At 61.4% G+C, this 17,257-nt stretch carries 17 protein-coding genes; 12 read left to right on the top strand and 5 right to left on the bottom strand.

Annotated features, from left to right (window positions below; all coding sequences use genetic code 11):
• The first annotated feature begins 16 nt into the window (after positions 1-16).
• The 8 genes from R2855_00115 (at position 17) to R2855_00080 (ending at position 8,548) form a co-directional block, all read left to right on the top strand.
• Positions 17-862 (top strand): methylated-DNA--[protein]-cysteine S-methyltransferase, encoded by an 846-nt coding sequence (locus R2855_00115; GenBank protein ID MEZ4529404.1) that lies wholly within the window; start codon positions 17-19, stop codon positions 860-862.
• 71 nt (positions 863-933) lie between these two features.
• Positions 934-1,983, top strand: coding sequence for a DMT family transporter (locus R2855_00110; protein ID MEZ4529403.1), 1,050 nt, complete (start codon positions 934-936; stop codon positions 1,981-1,983).
• A complete protein-coding gene (locus tag R2855_00105) occupies positions 1,934-2,812 on the top strand; it encodes a polyphosphate kinase 2 family protein (GenBank protein ID MEZ4529402.1) in 879 nt (292 codons plus the stop codon). Before R2855_00110 ends, R2855_00105 begins: the two co-directional genes overlap by 50 nt.
• Before the next feature lie 20 nt (positions 2,813-2,832).
• Entirely contained in the window at positions 2,833-3,399 is a 567-nt protein-coding gene (locus tag R2855_00100) for a flavin reductase family protein (protein ID MEZ4529401.1), read from the top strand.
• 91 nt (positions 3,400-3,490) lie between these two features.
• Positions 3,491-4,966, top strand: a complete 1,476-nt coding sequence (locus R2855_00095) for a 4-hydroxyphenylacetate 3-hydroxylase family protein (GenBank protein MEZ4529400.1) — start codon at positions 3,491-3,493, stop codon at positions 4,964-4,966.
• A 4-nt stretch (positions 4,967-4,970) separates the two neighbouring features.
• Positions 4,971-5,399, top strand: a complete 429-nt coding sequence (locus tag R2855_00090; protein ID MEZ4529399.1) for a Rid family hydrolase — start codon at positions 4,971-4,973, stop codon at positions 5,397-5,399.
• A complete protein-coding gene (locus R2855_00085; GenBank protein MEZ4529398.1) occupies positions 5,396-6,076 on the top strand; it encodes a DUF1028 domain-containing protein in 681 nt (226 codons plus the stop codon). The genes R2855_00090 and R2855_00085 overlap by 4 nt, the downstream gene beginning before the upstream one ends.
• Positions 6,077-6,181: 105 nt before the next feature.
• Positions 6,182-8,548: an alpha/beta fold hydrolase gene (locus tag R2855_00080; GenBank protein ID MEZ4529397.1), complete on the top strand. Its 2,367-nt coding sequence runs from the start codon at positions 6,182-6,184 to the stop codon at positions 8,546-8,548.
• Positions 8,549-8,742: 194 nt separating this feature from the next.
• Here the strand turns inward: R2855_00080 and R2855_00075 are convergent, their stop codons facing one another.
• From R2855_00075 to R2855_00065, 3 genes are all read right to left on the bottom strand, one after another.
• Positions 8,743-10,341 (bottom strand): alpha/beta fold hydrolase, encoded by a 1,599-nt coding sequence (locus tag R2855_00075; protein ID MEZ4529396.1) that lies wholly within the window; start codon positions 10,339-10,341, stop codon positions 8,743-8,745.
• Positions 10,342-10,897: 556 nt separating this feature from the next.
• Positions 10,898-11,158 (bottom strand): helix-turn-helix transcriptional regulator, encoded by a 261-nt coding sequence (locus R2855_00070; GenBank protein MEZ4529395.1) that lies wholly within the window; start codon positions 11,156-11,158, stop codon positions 10,898-10,900.
• A gap of 91 nt (positions 11,159-11,249) precedes the next feature.
• A complete protein-coding gene (locus R2855_00065; protein MEZ4529394.1) occupies positions 11,250-12,398 on the bottom strand; it encodes a DUF917 domain-containing protein in 1,149 nt (382 codons plus the stop codon).
• Positions 12,399-12,533: 135 nt separating this feature from the next.
• Here R2855_00065 and R2855_00060 point away from each other — a divergent pair, with 135 nt between their 5' ends.
• From R2855_00060 to R2855_00045, 4 genes are all read left to right on the top strand, one after another.
• On the top strand, positions 12,534-13,031 hold the full coding sequence (locus tag R2855_00060; protein ID MEZ4529393.1) for an NUDIX domain-containing protein: 498 nt from the start codon (positions 12,534-12,536) through the stop codon (positions 13,029-13,031).
• Positions 13,032-13,111: 80 nt separating this feature from the next.
• Complete coding sequence (locus tag R2855_00055) at positions 13,112-13,555, top strand: carbon monoxide dehydrogenase subunit G (protein MEZ4529392.1); 444 nt, start codon at positions 13,112-13,114, stop codon at positions 13,553-13,555.
• A gap of 29 nt (positions 13,556-13,584) precedes the next feature.
• A complete protein-coding gene (locus R2855_00050) occupies positions 13,585-13,842 on the top strand; it encodes a YggT family protein (GenBank protein MEZ4529391.1) in 258 nt (85 codons plus the stop codon).
• A gap of 75 nt (positions 13,843-13,917) precedes the next feature.
• Positions 13,918-15,291, top strand: a complete 1,374-nt coding sequence (locus R2855_00045; GenBank protein MEZ4529390.1) for a dipeptidase — start codon at positions 13,918-13,920, stop codon at positions 15,289-15,291.
• Between the two features lie 122 nt (positions 15,292-15,413).
• On the opposite strand, the gene R2855_00040 is transcribed toward R2855_00045, so the two are convergent.
• Together R2855_00040 and R2855_00035 are read right to left on the bottom strand one after the other, a co-directional pair.
• Positions 15,414-15,887: a DsrE family protein gene (locus tag R2855_00040; GenBank protein MEZ4529389.1), complete on the bottom strand. Its 474-nt coding sequence runs from the start codon at positions 15,885-15,887 to the stop codon at positions 15,414-15,416.
• A 73-nt stretch (positions 15,888-15,960) separates the two neighbouring features.
• On the bottom strand, positions 15,961-17,257 hold a 1,297-nt coding region (locus tag R2855_00035; GenBank protein ID MEZ4529388.1), incomplete at its 5' end, for a hypothetical protein.

The raw sequence follows: 17,257 nt of genomic DNA, 5'->3' as shown, positions 1-17,257 counted from the left end.
GCGGGAGAAAAGAGCAATGGGCATTCAGCAGTTTTCAGCAGCGGACGATGGCGCGGTGAACGCGAACGATACCGAGCCTCCCGCAATCGTCAACCTCGCTCAGGAAGCGAGCCGCCCCAATGTCGACCCGTGCGATGTTTGCTGCGATGCCATGCCAGGCTATGTCTGCGGCGACTTGAAGGTCATCGACAGACAATGGATCGACGATCACACCGCCCATTGCACCTATTGCCAGCGGCAGCTCACCGGATTCCAGCGGCTCGATCATCTCCTCTTCGAGTATGAGCAGGAGTGCTGCTCCGACGTCACGGCCCCGGCCTTTGCCAAGCGCACGCGAGAGGTTGCCCGGTACGGCACGATGGACAGCCCGCTCGGCCCGCTGATGATCGCTGTATCGGACGCTGGAGTGACCGAAATCTCCTTTGGCCGCAATTCGACCACCCAGGCGTTCCTGGCCCGTGTCATCGACCGTGGCTACGACCCGGTTCCCGACCAGGCAGCCATCCAGCCCGTCGTACAGCAGCTATCTGAATACTTTCAGGGGAGCCGGAACACCTTCGATGTTCCGGTCGATTTTTCCGGCCTTAGCCCGTTTGCGAAGAACGTGTTGCAGGCGACCGCGGCGGTTCCCTTCGGAGGAGTAGCCACCTATTCCGAGATCGCGCGCAGGATCGACAACCCCGGCGCCTCACGCGCCGTTGGCAACGCGCTCGGCCGCAACCCGATCCCCATCATCCTCCCGTGTCATCGCGTTGTGCCTGCGGATCACTCGATTGGCAAGTACACCGGCGGCGTCGATATCAAGGCCGACCTCCTCACGATCGAGGGTGCGCTGCTCCCATCCGGGGTGCTTGTCTCGTAGACTCTCCGTGACGGCCACACGCCGCCGATCGAGCGTGATCCACCCCTGCCGGCTGCGAGGGCCGGCAATCGATGCCCGGTTCCAGCGAATCTCGCACCAAGTCGATCGAATTGGCCGATGCGGCCATGCTCACCGTTGCCGTCCTCTGGGCATCCAACAACGTCATCACGAAAGCCGCGCTCGACCGCGGCCTCGAGCCGTTGCTCTACATCGTGCTGCGGTTCGCGCTGGTTGCGGTCTTGCTGTTTCCGTACCTGTGGGCGCGCGGTGTCTCGCTGCGCATCCGGCGGGCAGACATTCCCCGTTTCGTTGGCGGTGGACTCTGCGGATTCGCGCTGTACAACTTGCTCTACGTCGTCGGCCTCTCGCACACGTCGGCATTCTCCGCGGCGATCCTCGTGTCGCTCGCGCCCATCTTCATGCTCCTGCTCTCGGCCGTCTTCGGATTGGAACCAGTGCAGCGGTTGCAATGGATTGGAGTGGCCGTTTCCTTTCTGGGCGTCGCGATCTTCATCGGAGACAAGCTGCTGGCCGGCGAGCCCGCGACTGGCGACCTGCTGAATGTGATTGCGGCGTTGAGCTTCTCGATCTACAGCCTGACCACTCGTCCGCTGGTCTTGCGTTACGGTCCGGAAACGACCACGGCCTGGGCGGTCGTGGTTGGACTGGTGGCGGTCCTGCCGTTCACTGCCAGTACGCTGCGCCAGGAGCAGTGGGGCGATGTGACCGGCTTCGAGTGGTTTTCCATTGCCTGGGCGGCCATTGTCTCGGTCATGATCGGTTACTCCCTCTGGGGATGGGCGATCGCGCGCGCCGGCGCTGGGCGCTCGGTGCCGTATCTTTTCCTCATACCAGTCTTCACCGGAGTCTTTTCGGTGATTTTCCGCGGTGAGCGGCTGGGAGCGGCTCAAGTGATCGGTGGCGCAGTGGCGCTGACAGGCGTGGCCATTGCGCGGAGGTTCGCCCGGCCGTCCGATCGAATTGGACGTGGCTCGGGAAACATTGGGCGAAGCTCCCGATCAGGAACCGAGGCCGGGAGCCGTGCCCGGACGATAGGAGGAAAGGACCTCGATGCCGTACGCGTTGACCGTCAAACCGGGAACCAAGGTCAAGCTCTCTGACTATCCCACCAATGAGACCGCCGGACTGAACAAAGAAGCCGCCCACGATCTGCTCCAACCGCTCAAGGACGAGATTCGCGACTTGCAGTCGCTGATGTACGCCGCGTCCCAGAATTCCGTGCTCATCGTCCTGCAAGGGATGGACACCAGCGGCAAGGATGGCACGGTGAGCAGCGTGCTGGAGAGCGTGAATCCGCTGGGTTGCCGGGTCTGGCCGTTCAAGACGCCTACTCCGCTCGAACTCTCGCACGATTTTCTCTGGCGCATCCACAACAAGGTGCCAGAAAAGGGGATGATGACGGTCTTCAACCGATCGCACTATGAGGATGTGCTCATCGTTCGGGTGAAGGAGCTCGTCCCCAAAGCGGTTTGGAGCAAACGCTACGATCAGATCAACGAATTCGAAGAGCTTCTGACCGAGTCGGGCACCATCCTGCTCAAGTTCTTTCTCCACATCAGCAAAGATGAGCAGAAGGAACGGCTGATGAAACGAGAGGAGGATCCGATCAAGGCCTGGAAACTTTCGGCTGGCGACTGGGTGGAGCGCCAGTATTGGCGTCAGTACCAGACAGCGTATGAAGCGGCGCTCACCAATTGTTCCACCAAGGCCGCGCCGTGGATCGTCGTTCCGGCAGATCGCAAGTGGTATCGCGATTTGGCCGTGGCGCAACAGTTGGTGGACGCGTTGCGGCCATACAAGAAGACCTGGATGAACTCGTTGGAAGCGCTTGGCAAGACGCAACTGGCGGAAATCAACATGCTACGCCAGCAAGAGAAAGAAGCCGAGGAACGCGAGTCGAGCGGCAAGAAGGCGAACGCAACGTCGTGAGAGAGGATGCGACGCACTCGGTGGACAACACGGTGACCGATGCCGGTCTGCGCGGCGCCTTTATCGACGGTATGAGCCGGGTGGCAACCAGTGTCACCATCGTCACCACCGATGGCGACGCTGGCAGATTTGGGTTGACGGTGAGCGCCATGTCGTCGGTAACCGCCGACCCGCCCACGCTGCTGGTGTGCGTCAATCGGCGCAACCCGATGGATGCCGCCATCCGCGCGAATGGCGTCTTTGGCGTCAACGCCCTGCGGGCTGATCAGCGTTGGGTGGCGGAAACCTTTGCCGGGCGGCCTCGCCGTGGGAACCCGTATGATTTTCAGGCAGGAAACTGGCATCTCGAACAAACGGGCGCGCCGCTCTTGAGTGGGGCAGTGGCCTGGTTCGATTGCGTCCTGATCGCAGCGCACCATGTCGGCACACATACCATCGCCATTGGGCGGGTGGTCGCGGCCGGGGCCGAACCGGGTACACCGCTCATCTATGGGCGGCGTTCCTTCGGCGAGTTGGTGCAGTTGCCGGCCAGGTATGAGGCGCCAGACGAGCTGCTTCCACCTGTTTGGGACGAGCCCGATTTGTAGTGAACCGAGGCCAGAGCCTCAGGCGCCGGCGGTTGCCAGTCTTTGCAGGGCTCCGGACTGAATACTCGGAAACACGGGAGGAGATCGACGCATGATCCGCACTGGTGAGGAATATCGCGAGTCGCTGCGAGACGGTCGCGAGGTCTACATGAACGGCGAGAAGATCGCCGACGTGACAGAGCACCCCGTGTTCAAGCCGATCGTCGACATTCGCGCGCGCATCTACGACCTTGCGCACGAGGCGCAGACCCAGGACGTGATGTCCTATGTCGATCCGCGCACCGGCGAGCGCAATGCTGTCGGTCCCAAACTGCCGCGCACACGCGATGACTGGCGTGCCAAGCGGCTGGCGGTCGATACCGTGCTGGACGATGTCAAAGGGATCGTTACCCGCGTGGGCGATGAGACCGTAGGCGAAATGTGGTCGCTCTATGACGGGCAAGACGTGCTCAACGAGGTCGATCCCCAGTTCGCGGAGAACATTCGCAACCACGTCGCCTACGCGGTCCGCGCCGATCCGTTCCATGTCTCGGCGAATACCGATCCCAAGGGGGACCGCTCGAAGCGGCCACAAGATCAGGATCCTGACATGCTGTTGCATGTCGTGCGGGAGACGGAAAACGGCATCGTGGTGCGGGGCGCGAAATACGAGACGGCCGCCGCCTATGCAAACCAGGCGTTCGTCAAGCCGACCATCGCCAACTGGGGAGATGACGAGCTCTCGGACTATGCGGTCGGCTTCATCGCGCAGATGGGGCAGAAGGGGATCAAGCACATTTGCCGCACCGGGTTCGCAGGACGAGAACCGGCCGCCGACTATCCGCTTTCGAACCGCTTCGACGAGGTCGACACGCTCGTGATCTTCGACGACGTGGAGATCCCCTGGGAGAATGTGCTCTTCTACCGGCACACCCGCGCCGCCGCCTATATTCGCGCGACGGTGCATCGCTACAGCGCTTTCCCCTTCACGCAGCGCGCCCTGCGCATGGCCGATCTGCTGATCGGCGCCGCGCTTTTCAACGTTCGCCAGACGGGACTCGACAAGCAGCAAGCGGTGCAGGAGAAACTGGCAGCTTTGGCAGGCTATCGGGAAGGAATCAACGCTCACCTAACCGCTGCTATCGAACAGGCGGAGGAGAGTCCGGGCGGCCTTCTGATGCCGAATCAATCGCTCCTTTACACCGGACGCGTATTGGCGACATCGCAGCTCCCGGCGATGATGCATATCGCGCGTGAGCTCTGTGGCGGGCAGATCTGCGTGACCCCGGATGTCGCCGCGTTCGAAGACCCGGCCACTGCCCCCTGGCTGGAGAAGTTCTATACGATCAATGAAGACTGGGATGCCGAGGATCGCCGCAAGCTGCTTGCCTTTGCGCGCGATCTGATCAATTCCGACTACGCCGGACACCGGTTGACCTTCCAGCTCTTCGCGCAATCGCCTCCATTTGCCAATCTGGCAGCCGTTTATCGCGCGTTCGATTGGGACGGTCCGCTGCAGAAGGTGCAACAAGCGGCCGGTCTATCGCCGTCGGTGCTTCCGAAGAAGCGACAGAAAGTGCAAGCGTGACCCAATGCCCACTCATCGACGCATCCGGCCCTTCAATACGAGAGACACGTATCCCGAGCAAAAGCTCGACAACGACTTGTGCCAGGCAGTTGTCGCTGGCAATACGGTGTATCTCCGTGGTCAGGTGGGACAGGATCTGGAAACACGCGAATCGGTTGGTATCGGCGACCCGGCGGCGCAAACCGAACAGGCGATGCGTAACATCGCCATGCTGCTCGAGGAAGCCGGCGCCGAGTTGGGAGACATCGTCAAGATCGTCATCTATCTGACCGATGCGCGTTATCGGGATGCGGTCTATCCCGTCATCGGCCGCTGGTTGAAAGGCGTGTTCCCCGTTTCCACCGGAATCGTCGTAACCGCGCTCGCGCGGCCGGAATGGGTGGTGGAAGTCGATGTCACCGCCGTGATTCCTGACGATCGGGTTGTGTCATGACTTTTTCGATTGCGGGACATTGCGCTCGTACCGGCCGGTTTGGCGTAGCAGTCTCGTCGTCCAGTCCGGCAGTTGCGGCGCGTTGCAGCTTCGTGCGCGCGGGAATCGGCGCGGCCTGCAGCCAGAATATCACCGACCCGCGGCTGGGCGATCGATTGCTCGATCTCGTCGCGTTGGGCCGCAACGCCGACGAAGCGATGGCCCAGGTGGTGAATGAAACCGAATTGATCGCATATCGCCAGATCAGCGTGGTCGACGGTTCCGGCGGCAGCGCGGCGTTCAGCGGCGAAAAAGTGCTGGGGGTCTACGACATTGCGCGTGGACCGCATGTGGTTACAGCCGGGAACCTGCTCAAGGATCAGACGATCCCAAGCCGCATGGTGGAAGCGTTTCTCGCGCAGCCGGACAAGGACCTGGAGGATCGCCTGTTGGCGGCAATGAATGCGGCCCTGGCGCTCGGTGGTGAGGAAGGTCCCGTGCATTCCGCCGGGATGAAGGTGGTCGACCGCGTTCCCTGGCCGGAAACCGACCTGCGGGTCGACTGGTCAGAGAACCCGATTCACGATCTCGCGGCGTTGTGGCGTCTCTGGCGGCCACTGCGAAACGACTACGTCACCCGCGCGCTCGATCCCGCATCGGCGCCCGCCTACGGAGTGCCTGGCGATCCCGATCGTTGATCGTCAGCTCTTCACATGCACATCCCAGCTTCGTTTGCAATCTAGAATTGCCATCAGAACGAGGTGAACGAGCTCCCGCGGGCTCGCCGTGAAAGGACCCGATCGATGCGGAATTTCTTCGTACGAAGCGGCATCGCGCTGCTCATTTTGGCGCTTGCCGGATTCATGACGGGCGCGCCCACGGGAATCATTGCGCAGGATGCAACCCCGGAAACGACCGCAGGGTTGCCGGAAGGGCCGCTCGGCGAGCGAATTCAATGGCTCGTCGATTACCTCAATCTGCCTGAGGACGAGGCGGCGGCGGTCGACCTCACCACCGTATTCACACCGGCAGTGCTGGCCGATGTTCCGGCTGACCAGCTCCAGGCAATCCTGAGCGAGTACCGGGCGGCTTACGCACCGGTGAGTGTCGATTCGAGCGCCATCGCAACATCGATGGACGCTCCTCCAACGGTCGCGAACTTCACGCTGATCGCCGCTAATGGAACCCGGATTCCGACATCGCTGACGGTCGACCCGGTATCCGGGATGATCAGTTCGCTCTGGTTCTCCGCGCCGCTGGCGCCAGCGCCCACGCAGGAGGCTAGCGCGACCGTGGCTCCAACGGAGACCGCAACCGCTCTCCCGACGGATACTGCCACCGCGGTTCCGCCCACGGAAACGTCAACCTCAGTTCCAACCGAGACGCCGACTCCGGTTCCGACCGACACACCAACTGAAGTGCCGACCGAGACGCCAACTCCGGTGCCGACAGATACACCGACCGAAATTCCGACCGAGACGCCAACCCTGGTCCCGACGGACACACCCACTGAAGTGCCGACCGAAACGCCGACTCCGGTTCCGACCGACACGCCGACCGAAACGCCGACCGAAACGCCGACCGAAACGCCGACGGAAACACCGACCGACGTCCCGACAGAGACGCCGACTCCGGTCCCGACGGACACACCAACTGAAGTGCCAACGGAGACGCCAACAGAGGCTCCAACGGAAACAGTTGTTGTGGCCGCGACTGATGTTGCTTCGCCGATCGCATCGCCGGCTGAGGGATCGCCAGCTGCTTCGCCTGAAGCGGTCGAGTCAGCCGATGCCGCGCTTTTCCCCGACAACGCGCTGGGCCAGCAAGCAGCCTGGACATGGTCGCTGTTGACCAATGGCGGGGTCGCCGTGGACGCCAGCGAGATCGAAGCGCATGTTGCGCCGTCGTTGCTCGCGGTAGCCAGCGCCGATCAGATCGCTACCGGTTTGGTGCAGCTGCAGGAGATGTACGGCCCCTTCACGCTCGAACCGGATTCCATGATCATGACCGCCAACGAGCCGCCGACCAATATGCGGTACTCGATCGTTGGCGCCAACGGCGAGACGTTCAACGTTTCACTGAAGATCGATCCGGAAACGGAGTTGCTGACCGGATTCCTCGTCTCCCCGGGAGCACCGGCTGCGACCCCGGAAGCGGCTGATCTCCCAGATGGGCTCACCGATACCCAGGTGTCTTTCACCAGCGGAGAGGACACCATTTACGGTTCGATCATGGCCCCGGCTAGCTTCTCGACCAGTGAATCGTCCCCGGCAGCCTTGATCATCTCCGGCAGCGGCGCAACTGATCGGGACGGCGTCAGCTCCGGATTGCCGCTCGGGACGAACCGCAATCTCGCGATCACGCTCGCGGAAGCTGGTATCCCATCACTGCGCTACGACAAACTCGGTTCGGGTCAAACCGGGCTTGGTTCTCATGCCGACCCAAGCAGCGTCGACTACCAACTCTTCCTGCAGGAAGCCTCGGACGCAGCCGCATATCTGGCGGAGCAACCTGGAGTCGATCCCACCAGGCTCATCATTGTCGGGCACAGCGAAGGGGCGCTTTTCGCGTTGGCGCTGGCCGATGAGCTCACGAAGGCTGGCACGCCGCCCGCTGGGTTGATTCTTGTGGCCCCGCTTTCGGTGCGCTATCTCGACCTGATCACCGATCAGATGACAGCTCAGTTGAAGGCAGCCGTCGATAGCGGCAGCATGACGGAGGCAGACGCGACCGCCCTGGCGGATGAACTGGCGGCAATTGTCGAGAGCCTACGGACTACCGGCGAGCTGCCCGAGACGATTGGGTCGCCTCAATTGGCAGCGCTTTTCAATCCTGAATCGACCGCGTTCCTGAGCCAGATCGATCAGATCGATCCCGGCGCGCTTGCGGCTGGGCTACCGTCGGACATTCCGGTGCTGGTGCTGCTCGGCGCCAAAGACGCGCAGATAACCGGAGATCAAGTCCGGCACTTGCTCGATGGGTTTAAGGAAGCCGGGAACTCGAGTGTCACCTTCGTGGCGCTGCCAAAGGCCGATCACAGCTTGCGAATCATCGAAGGAGAAGCGAACCCGGCTGTGGACTACGCAAACCCCGACCTGGAGTTCTCACCCGATGCCGTGGCTGCAATCGATGCATTTCTCGTGAAATACGGTCTGGAACCTGGCGCATAGCCCCCCGGTATGACGCGGTGCTCACACGCAAATGAGCGCTGAAGAGCGGGCGAGCGTACGCGGGAATCTCGCCCTTCCCTACGACGCTCCTGCCAGGTGAGGTCTCGGCGCAAATTCGGATATGGACGTCAGCCGGTCCCGATTCTAGGGACCGGCTGAATTGTCTCTCCCGCAACTGCAATCCCAGATTGGGTTCAGGTAGCCAGCGCGGTTTGCGGAATAATCTCTTCCAGCAGGATTCGATGCAGATCGTCGGCATACTCGAACGCAGGGGCATGACCTGCATTGGCGAAGGTGTACAGATGTTTCACCGGCGCATCGAGCATGTCAAACCATTCCTGAGCCAGCTCCTGTCGACCACGCAGCTCGTGTTCCCCCAGGAAGAGGTACACCGGTACCTCGAGCGATGCTGCTTGTTGCCGGAAGTCGATCTCCTGCAATTGGGGATACATGACCGACGCCATATCGAGCAAGCCACGTATCACGTTGGTCTTGTCGATGAGGGTGTATTCGCTGCCCATGATTCCCCAGAATCCGATCCCCGAAGACTCATACCGATCCACATACGCGGCGGGCGGATCGTAGTCGTCCTCGATCAATTCGTAGTGTTGCACCACGAAGGCATAGTCCCAGATGTCACCATACGGTGGTGGGCCGAATCCCTGCAAGGTGCGAACCAGACCGTCATCACCGCGCCGCTTGGCGTCAGCCAGAAGGTCCTCGTAGATGATGCGGTCGGTTTCCAGAAGATCCACCATCTGCCCGCTGCCGATGTAGGCATGATAGAGCTCGGGATGTCGCTGCACGGCAAGCACTCCTGGCACCGAACCCCAGGACTCCGTCAGCAGGAAGATCTTCTCCTGATCGAATCGATCGCGCAGATAGTTCGTCAACGCTATGGTGTCGTCTACGATCCCGTCCAGCGTGAGGGTTTCCGGATCGAGCGAGCCATAGGATTTCCCCGTACCTCGCTGGTCCCAACCCACAACGGTGAAATTCTGGTGCAGGGGTTCGAGCAAGACCCGCGACATCGCCAGATCGCTCTGACCAGGTCCGCCGTTCAGATAAAGAACGACCGGATTCTCAGCATTCGCTCCTCGAATCTGGATCCATTGCTGGTGTCCGTTCAGATCGACCTCTACCAGTTCTGCGATGCCTCCAACTGCTGGGTTGCCATCTGGCCCCTTGACTGCGGGCACGCTTGCCGGGAGCGCCACCCAGACCGCAAGTCCGACAACGACCAAGGTCGCCAATCCAGTGACTGCATAACGCAGCCGCCGGAATCGGGTATGAGCACGCTGCTGCGAGATTCCCGACTGCTCCAGCAGGAGACCGGCCAACCATGCGCCGTATGCGCAGCCCAGTGCCATCGGAATCAACCCGAGCAGCACAAAGACGCCACGCCCAACGAGCAATCCGAGAATGCCGAATGCCGTGTCGAGGTGAATACCATCGACCGACGGCCCCTGTTCGCCGCGGCGAACGAACTCATACGCCAGCAGAAACGCAAGTAGCGCAGCAACGACTGCCCAACCAGAGCGCATGACGAATCCAGCGGCAACGCCGCCCAATACTGACAGGGCCATCAACAACAGCGCTTCGCCAGAATCGACCGGACCCCTTGGCATTGCGATACCGAGGGCAACTGCGATGGCAAGGGCAATGCCAATCGCACCTGCAACCCTCAGGATCGGCTGGCTCCAGAATGCAATCAGCGCATCCGGTGGCCGTGGCAACCGGTAGCGGTCAACTGGTCGCGTCGGTTGCAGAGAAATCGGAGCTCGGGTGCTCATCGTGCCACTCCCTTTCGACTAGACGGCGGTGAGTTCCGTGTTCATCACTATGAACATAAGGAACACGGCATGAGAATGGCGCCGGAATTTGGAACTACAGGGTTACAAGAACGTTGCGGGACTATGGAAACTGCCGGGATCGTGCTGAACACCGTGCGAGGATCAGCACAGAAATCCTCCACGGCAAGATCGTCGATTTCTGGGGGTATGGGTTGACGAGCGTCTCGCGCGACCGCGACGGAGAGAAGCTCGCTGAGTCGAACCCCGGGCTTGCTGGCCTTCTTCCGGGGATGACACTTCTGTGGAACTTCGACCAAGCCCTGCGTATTGTCGAAAGCGATAGCGTGTGTCAGCGCAAACCAGCTACGGCCGGACACGACCAAAACACAGCGAACGACACGGAACTTGACGAGTGAAATTGCACACCGCGATCGCCCGGTGTGGCACTTGCGATTGCCAGAGCGCGGGTGAAATGTGAAACGGCTCCCAGTCTGTACCGGAGCCGTTTGCGTGCGTCACTTTCTGTCACCGGACAGTCGCGTGCCGCCTGCCGAACTTAATCCTCGTCCTCGAAGACGGGTAGCTCATCGTCCGTCGGAATGTGGGGCGGCGCCTCGGCCTTTCGCTGGTCGAGGTACGCGATGTATCGCTGGATTTCCTCGTCGGTCAGCGCATGTTCCTTGCCCTGTTCGAATGCGCTGAGTTGCGAGGCTTTGATACCGCCGATTGCTTTCGCAGCTTCACTCAGGCCAATATGCATCGACATGCGCTTCCAAAATTGGGCATAGCCCAGTTGCGCGGCTTCGGTCATTTCCATCTCGTCGTTCCTCGAATAGTTCGTGGGCTTGGCACGAATTGGCGTGCTCGTACCGTTGTCCAGCGTACCACGCCCCGGGGAGCGGCTTATCTCACGAACGCGATGCCCGCAACTCCATGGCAGCGTCCAGGTCGAACGCTCCCGGCCGATTCGCGAAACACCCTGGCAGCGGCATGTATTCGACATCCCGGTAGCCAAACGCCGCTGGGCCGACAAAACGCAGGGCAGCTGCGCTCTTGAGCGCTTCCGGCGCAGGAATGCCGATGACCTCGATGCGCAAACCATACCGGAGGAGTTCGGTTGTGATCGGCTCGGCAGACTCCGCATCCACGATGCAGATCAAGTCGGGCACGACCGCAAGCACCTGACCGGAGCCCGTCCGCGCGATCAGATTCTCGTTCTGGAAGTCGATCTTGAGGGTTTCTCCGTCGTTTGGGCCGATTCCTTCGACCGAGAGCTCACCTCGCGCAAATCCACCCACCAGGCGACGATCGACATCGATGATCTTGCCGCGGAAGAGCCGTTGGCCACCAGCCACACTCAGGACGGCATCGACGGCATTGGTGTGGGCGGCGCGCGCGCTCAACGCCGCTTCGCCGATCTCGATTGCCAGCGTAATGGTGTCGCGGATGAGCACCCGCTTCATGTCTTGACCGCTCATGGCCGGCCCCGCTGCACCCGCTGAACCACCCATTTGCACGGTCACGGTACGCGCATAGCGCTCCAATGTGAGCGGATCGCCGAGATTGTCGAAGATGGCTACATGGCCGCGTGGATCGGAGATCACCACCGGAGTCGGCTCGATGCCGTAAATCATGAAGGTGTCCATCTGCAGCTCGGGAAAGGCACGGCCCATTCCGTCGCCGTCCACCACCGGCAGATTCGCCTGCGCGGCGACGATCATAGGCGACATGCTGTTCGAACCGCCGATCTCCGCACAGGTGACATGGGTGATCGGGCGCCCGAGGTGCCTTTCAAGCGCGCGCAACGAGACCAGAAACTCCTCACCCTGCTTGGGGCGCTCATTGCTGACTACTGGCGCTCCGATCGAGCCAACCGTCGTCACCAGTGCGTCATCCGGCACGTCGGAAGCGGAGATAACCTCGATTGTCCTGCCTTGCTCGAGGAGACTTCGTGCTTGCAGCTTGCCGAGATAGGGATTGCCGCCCCCGCCAGTGCCAAGAATGCCGGCGCCTATTGCGAGGCGTTCGAGATCGTCACGGTCGATGGTGCGCGCCACAAGACTTCCATTCTGATGAGAGATGAACATGGACCGTCGGGCCCTTCGCGTCTCGCAAGCATAGCAACCGGGTGATGGTGCACCATTGCCATCATCATGGACGGAGAGACGTTGCACTGCCATCGATGCGGCGGATTGACCGAGGAGCGATTGACCGACGGGCGGACACGCCCAGTCTGCCGTGCCTGCGGGCTTGTGATCTATCTCGATCCCAAGCTGGCGGTTGCGGTCGTTCTGGAACGGGATGGAAAGGTGTTGCTGGGGAAGCGCGGTCCGGGCGCGCGCGCCGCCGGGAAGTGGAGCTTCCCGGCTGGGTTTGTCGAACGGGGAGAGCCGGTCGAGGATGCCGCTGTCCGCGAAGTGCGCGAGGAGACCGGGTACTCGATCGAGCTTGGACCGCTAATCGCCCTGATATCCTCGCCAGGCGAGATCGTCGTTCTCGCCGTCTATACAGGGTCGATCGTCTCTGGCGCGGAAGCGCCAGCCGACGATGTGATCGAACTCGGTTGGTTTCCCACGGACGCCCTTCCCGATCTCGCGTTTCGACATGACATCGATATCCTGGAGCAGCTCGATCTGAGAGATCGGTCGCGAGCGTTGCGTCGGTCACACGGTGCGTCTCACTTCCCATGATGCAGGACGCATGACCCATCCTGTTACACTTCAAACCTGTGTATTTCCGGCGGTTTTTGACCGGTTAGGAAGAGGAACCAATGCAACTCTCTGGGGAATATACCTTCGATGCCCCGCGTCAAGTCGTTTGGGATTTTCTGATGGATCCGGCCGTGCTGGAGGCCTGTCTGCCCGGCGCCGAGGGGATGACCGAGGTCGGTCCGGACGAGTACACCGCCACCATGAAGGTGGGAATCGCGATGATCAAGGGCACCTTCACCGGAAAGGTGAAGATTCTCGACAAGGTGGAGCCGACGTCCTATCGCATGGAAGTCGAGGGGAGCGGTCCGCAGGGCCAGGTCTCGGGAACTGGCACGCTCGAGCTGATCATGCAGGACGACCAGACCACGGTGCGATACAACGGGGATGCCAACATTCGCGGCACGATCGCCCGCGTGGGCGCCCGCATGATCCAGCCGGCTGCCCGGCAGATCGTTGGCCAGTTTTTCAGTTGTCTCGAATCGAAGGCGAGCGCGGCGAAGTAGTCTTTCCTGCTCTCACATGAGGCCGCAGCATGCCGGATAACATCCTGACGCTCATCAGCTATCTGTTCAACGCGCTTACGCTGATTGTCATCGCGCGAGCGCTGCTTTCCTGGGTCGATCCCGGGATGCGATCTCCTGTCGGGCGAATTCTGGTCGATATCACCGAGCCCTTTCTGGGGCCGATTCGCCGGGCGTTGCCCTCGATGGGTGGCATCGATTTCTCGCCGATCATTCTGATCATCCTGCTGCAATTCATCGAGCAGTTCATCTTCCGTCAATTCGCCTGACATCGTTTGGAACCGGGGCATGGGGCCCCGGTTCTGTCGTGTTTCGACGATGCCGTATACCCAGCTGGAGGTTCCATGACCGCTGTCGATTGGCGCGCCTATTTTGCCGAGCAGGAGGAGGCGAATCTCGAGGAGCTCTACGACTTCCTGCGCATTCCGAGTGTGAGCGCACTGCCGGAGAACGCCGGCGATGTGCGCCGCGCCGCGGAATGGGTGGCCGCGCGCATGGAAACAGCGGGCATCCCTGAGGTCGAGGTGCTGGAAACCGGCGGACACCCGCTCGTCTATGGCAAGTGGCATGTCGATGACAGCAAACCAACCGCGCTGATCTATGCCCACTACGATGTCCAGCCGCCTGATCCGATCGATCTCTGGGAGACGCCTCCCTTCGAACCAACCGTGCGCGACGGCAAGATCTTTGCCCGTGGTTCTGGCGATGACAAGGCCGGTCTTTACATCACGCTGCTGGCGATCGAGGCGTTCGCCAGGAAACACGGCCAACCGCCAATCAACCTCGTCTTCTTCTACGAAGGGGAGGAAGAGATTGGCAGCCCATCGATCTCGCCCTATCTGACCGCGCATGCCGACAGGTTCGCCGCGGATGTCGTCATCAGCGCCGATGGCATGATGTGGGGTGAGGATCAGTATTCCCTCATCCTCTCGTCAAAGGGTATGGCCGGCGGTCAGATCGACATCGTCACCGCAGATTCGGACGCGCATTCCGGCATCTACGGCGGTGGTGTTGCCAATGCCGCCCGCGTCACCGCCCGCATTGCCTCGTCGTTCCACGATGCCAACGGCAAGGTGGCGGTCGAAGGTTTCTATGACAAGGTCTTGCCCATCACCGAGCAGGAAGCTGCCGATATCGAGAACGTTCCGTTCGATGAGAAGGCGTTCCTGGGCTCGATTGGCGTCACGGTGCCCACCGGCGAGGCAGACTACACCACGCTCGAGCGTCTCTGGATGCGCCCCACAATCGATATCAACGGCATCTGGAGCGGTTTCCAGGGCGCGGGCTCAAAGACAGTCACTCCGGCGCAGGGGCACATCAAAATCACCTGTCGCCTGGTGCCCGATCAAGACCCCGACGAGATCAACGATCTGATTCGACTGCATGTCGAGCAGCACCTGCCAGCCGGAGCGCGAGCCGAATTCCAGCTCAAGACGGGCACCGCGCGGCCGTTCTCGATTTCGCGCGACAACCCATATATGGTGGCCGCCGCCGAGACGTTGACCGAGATCGGTGGGAAGGACGTGGTCTACGTTCGCACGGGCGGCACGATCCCCATTGCCGAAGTGTTCAAGCATCATCTTGGCGCGGAGATGGTCTTCTATGCGTTCAGCCTGGAGACCTGCAACGCCCATGCGCCGAACGAGTTCTTCCGGATCGAAGACTTCCGCAACGGCACTATTGCCACAGTGGCCTACCTGGAGCGGTTGGCGAAGTAGGACGAGATTCTTGGTCCAGAGTCCAGAGTCCAGAGTCCAGAGTCCGGAGTCCGGAGTTCAGAGTCCGGAGTCCGGAGTCCAGGGTCCTGAGCTGAGTGAAGGGCTCTGGGGCTCGGGCCGAACTACGGCTTGATGTAGCGGAATCCCTGGTTCATGGCCTGGACCAGGGCAACGACTCCGCCGAGATCGGTCTTGGCCCAGGATGGAATCTCGCCGATATCGATCTTGTGCTCTTTGAGCGCGTTCGGACAGACGTAGACCTCGACGCCCTTTTCGGTCAGCTCACCCAAATGCGCGCTCAGGTCGTTGTCACTGGCAAGCGTGTACACCGAGCTTCCGTCCACCACGACCCGCAGACTCGCCGCCGGCCATTCTGCGGTCAGGTTGTCGAGATTGGACAGGACATAGACCCAGTCCTGCTCCTGCGCGGCATGCAGCACGACTTTGAAATCGCTGGGCACATCAGGGATCGAGGGCGTTGGCGTGGCATCCTGAGCCAATGCGCCGGAATGACCGAGCGCTCCAATGGCGATGGCTCCAGCCCCGCCCTTCAAGGCCGTTCGGCGATTGACCAGGATCTCTGAACGAATTCGCATTGCAGGGGCCCTCCACGATGTTCGCTGTCACCAAGGTTCGCAGCGTCAGTATGCGGCGTGAGGGACACGCTTGCTAAAGCGTGGAACCGGCAGCGTCTTGCAGGGGGATACCAACCAGTTCCATCAGCTTGAGCGCATTGGTCGTGGTGGCCAGACCGGGGCGAAGGGTATAGTCGAAGGTCATGTCCATTTGCCCGTCACGTTCGAAGACGGTTTCCGCGAAATGGACTTCTTGCGCAGAGTCGGCGAGCTCACTGGCGAGCAAGAGATCGAGATCGTGCGTGGACACCGCGCCAATCGCGCCGCGCTCGATGAGCAGCGAGATGATCCGGCGGGCCGCGATCTGCCGCTCCGCCGTGTTGGTGCCAGAGAGGATCTCATCGAGCAGGAAACAGATGATGCGTCCGTCTGGTTGCTCCGTTTGCGATGCGTCGACGATCTGTTTCAGACGCAAGAGCTCGGCCATGTAGTAGGAGACACCCATTTCCAGCGAATCGACGATGCGCACACTGGTCCAGAGCGAGATCGGTGGCAGTGAAAGTGTTTGCGCGCAAGCGGGAGCGCCAGCGTTGGCGAGCACCGAATCGATCCCGATCGAGCGTAGCAGGGTGCTCTTGCCAGACATGTTCGAGCCGGTCACGAAGAGGAACGATCCTGGGGGCCCCACGGTGACATCGTTGCAAACCCGGCGATTCGCGGGAATCAGCGGATGCCCGAGCTGGGCGGCGGCGATACGATCGTGCGTCTCGGAGACATCAGGATAGACCCATTCCGGGTTGTCATGCGCCAGGTTGGCGAGCGCGCCGAGCGCCTCGTACCAGCCGATCGCTTCCAGCCAATGGGGGACGTGCGCTCCGTAAGTTTCCCGCCAGCGCTCCAATCGGTCGTAGAAATGGACATCCCAGGCGCAGGCGAATTGCAGAACGTAACTTTGGAGTGAGCCGCGTGGCACACCGAATGAAAGGATCTGCGCGAGCTGGCTCGCCGCCTGGGACGAGGAAACTCCGTCCGTCCGGAGAGGCGCATCGATCTCCCGGAGCAGTTCGGCTTGCCGTTGCTTGCCGTCCAGCAGTTCCAGCAACCCGGCATAGGCACGGATAGCGCTCCCATGCTCCATGGCGGCATCCATCTGCCGGCCGACCTTGTGATGCAACGCGGTTGCAATCACGAGATTGGCCATGAGCGGTATCGCCAGCCAGCCTGAATCGACCTGGCCGGCAATCGCAAGCGCAAGCACCAGTATTGCTGCCAGCACGCTCGATCGGGCGAGCCAGGTCAGAAGCGGCAAGCGTGTTCCCGGGGCGCGCAGCCAATCGAGAAATGCCGCGGTGTTGTCATCGTCGATCTCGCCCAGCAGAGCTCGCTGCTGC

The organism is Thermomicrobiales bacterium (assembly GCA_041390825.1).
Lineage (GTDB): Bacteria > Chloroflexota > Chloroflexia > Thermomicrobiales > UBA6265 > JAMLHN01.
The sequence above is the reverse complement of the archived record's forward strand: the minus strand, read 5'-3'. Positions and strand labels throughout refer to the sequence as shown.

Bases quoted from the DNA above. Each gene is read 5' to 3' on its own strand.
- R2855_00055 (MEZ4529392.1), top strand. From the start codon at position 13,112: ATGCAACTCTCTGGGGAATATACCTTCGATGCCCCGCGTCAAGTCGTT.
- R2855_00075 (MEZ4529396.1), bottom strand. From the start codon at position 10,341: ATGAGCACCCGAGCTCCGATTTCTCTGCAACCGACGCGACCAGTTGAC.
- R2855_00090 (MEZ4529399.1), top strand. From the start codon at position 4,971: ATGCCCACTCATCGACGCATCCGGCCCTTCAATACGAGAGACACGTAT.
- R2855_00085 (MEZ4529398.1), top strand. From the start codon at position 5,396: ATGACTTTTTCGATTGCGGGACATTGCGCTCGTACCGGCCGGTTTGGC.
- R2855_00045 (MEZ4529390.1), top strand. From the start codon at position 13,918: ATGACCGCTGTCGATTGGCGCGCCTATTTTGCCGAGCAGGAGGAGGCG.
- R2855_00110 (MEZ4529403.1), top strand. From the start codon at position 934: ATGCCCGGTTCCAGCGAATCTCGCACCAAGTCGATCGAATTGGCCGAT.
- R2855_00080 (MEZ4529397.1), top strand. From the start codon at position 6,182: ATGCGGAATTTCTTCGTACGAAGCGGCATCGCGCTGCTCATTTTGGCG.
- R2855_00105 (MEZ4529402.1), top strand. From the start codon at position 1,934: ATGCCGTACGCGTTGACCGTCAAACCGGGAACCAAGGTCAAGCTCTCT.
- R2855_00095 (MEZ4529400.1), top strand. From the start codon at position 3,491: ATGATCCGCACTGGTGAGGAATATCGCGAGTCGCTGCGAGACGGTCGC.
- R2855_00115 (MEZ4529404.1), top strand. From the start codon at position 17: ATGGGCATTCAGCAGTTTTCAGCAGCGGACGATGGCGCGGTGAACGCG.
- R2855_00050 (MEZ4529391.1), top strand. From the start codon at position 13,585: ATGCCGGATAACATCCTGACGCTCATCAGCTATCTGTTCAACGCGCTT.
- R2855_00040 (MEZ4529389.1), bottom strand. From the start codon at position 15,887: ATGCGAATTCGTTCAGAGATCCTGGTCAATCGCCGAACGGCCTTGAAG.
- R2855_00070 (MEZ4529395.1), bottom strand. From the start codon at position 11,158: ATGGAAATGACCGAAGCCGCGCAACTGGGCTATGCCCAATTTTGGAAG.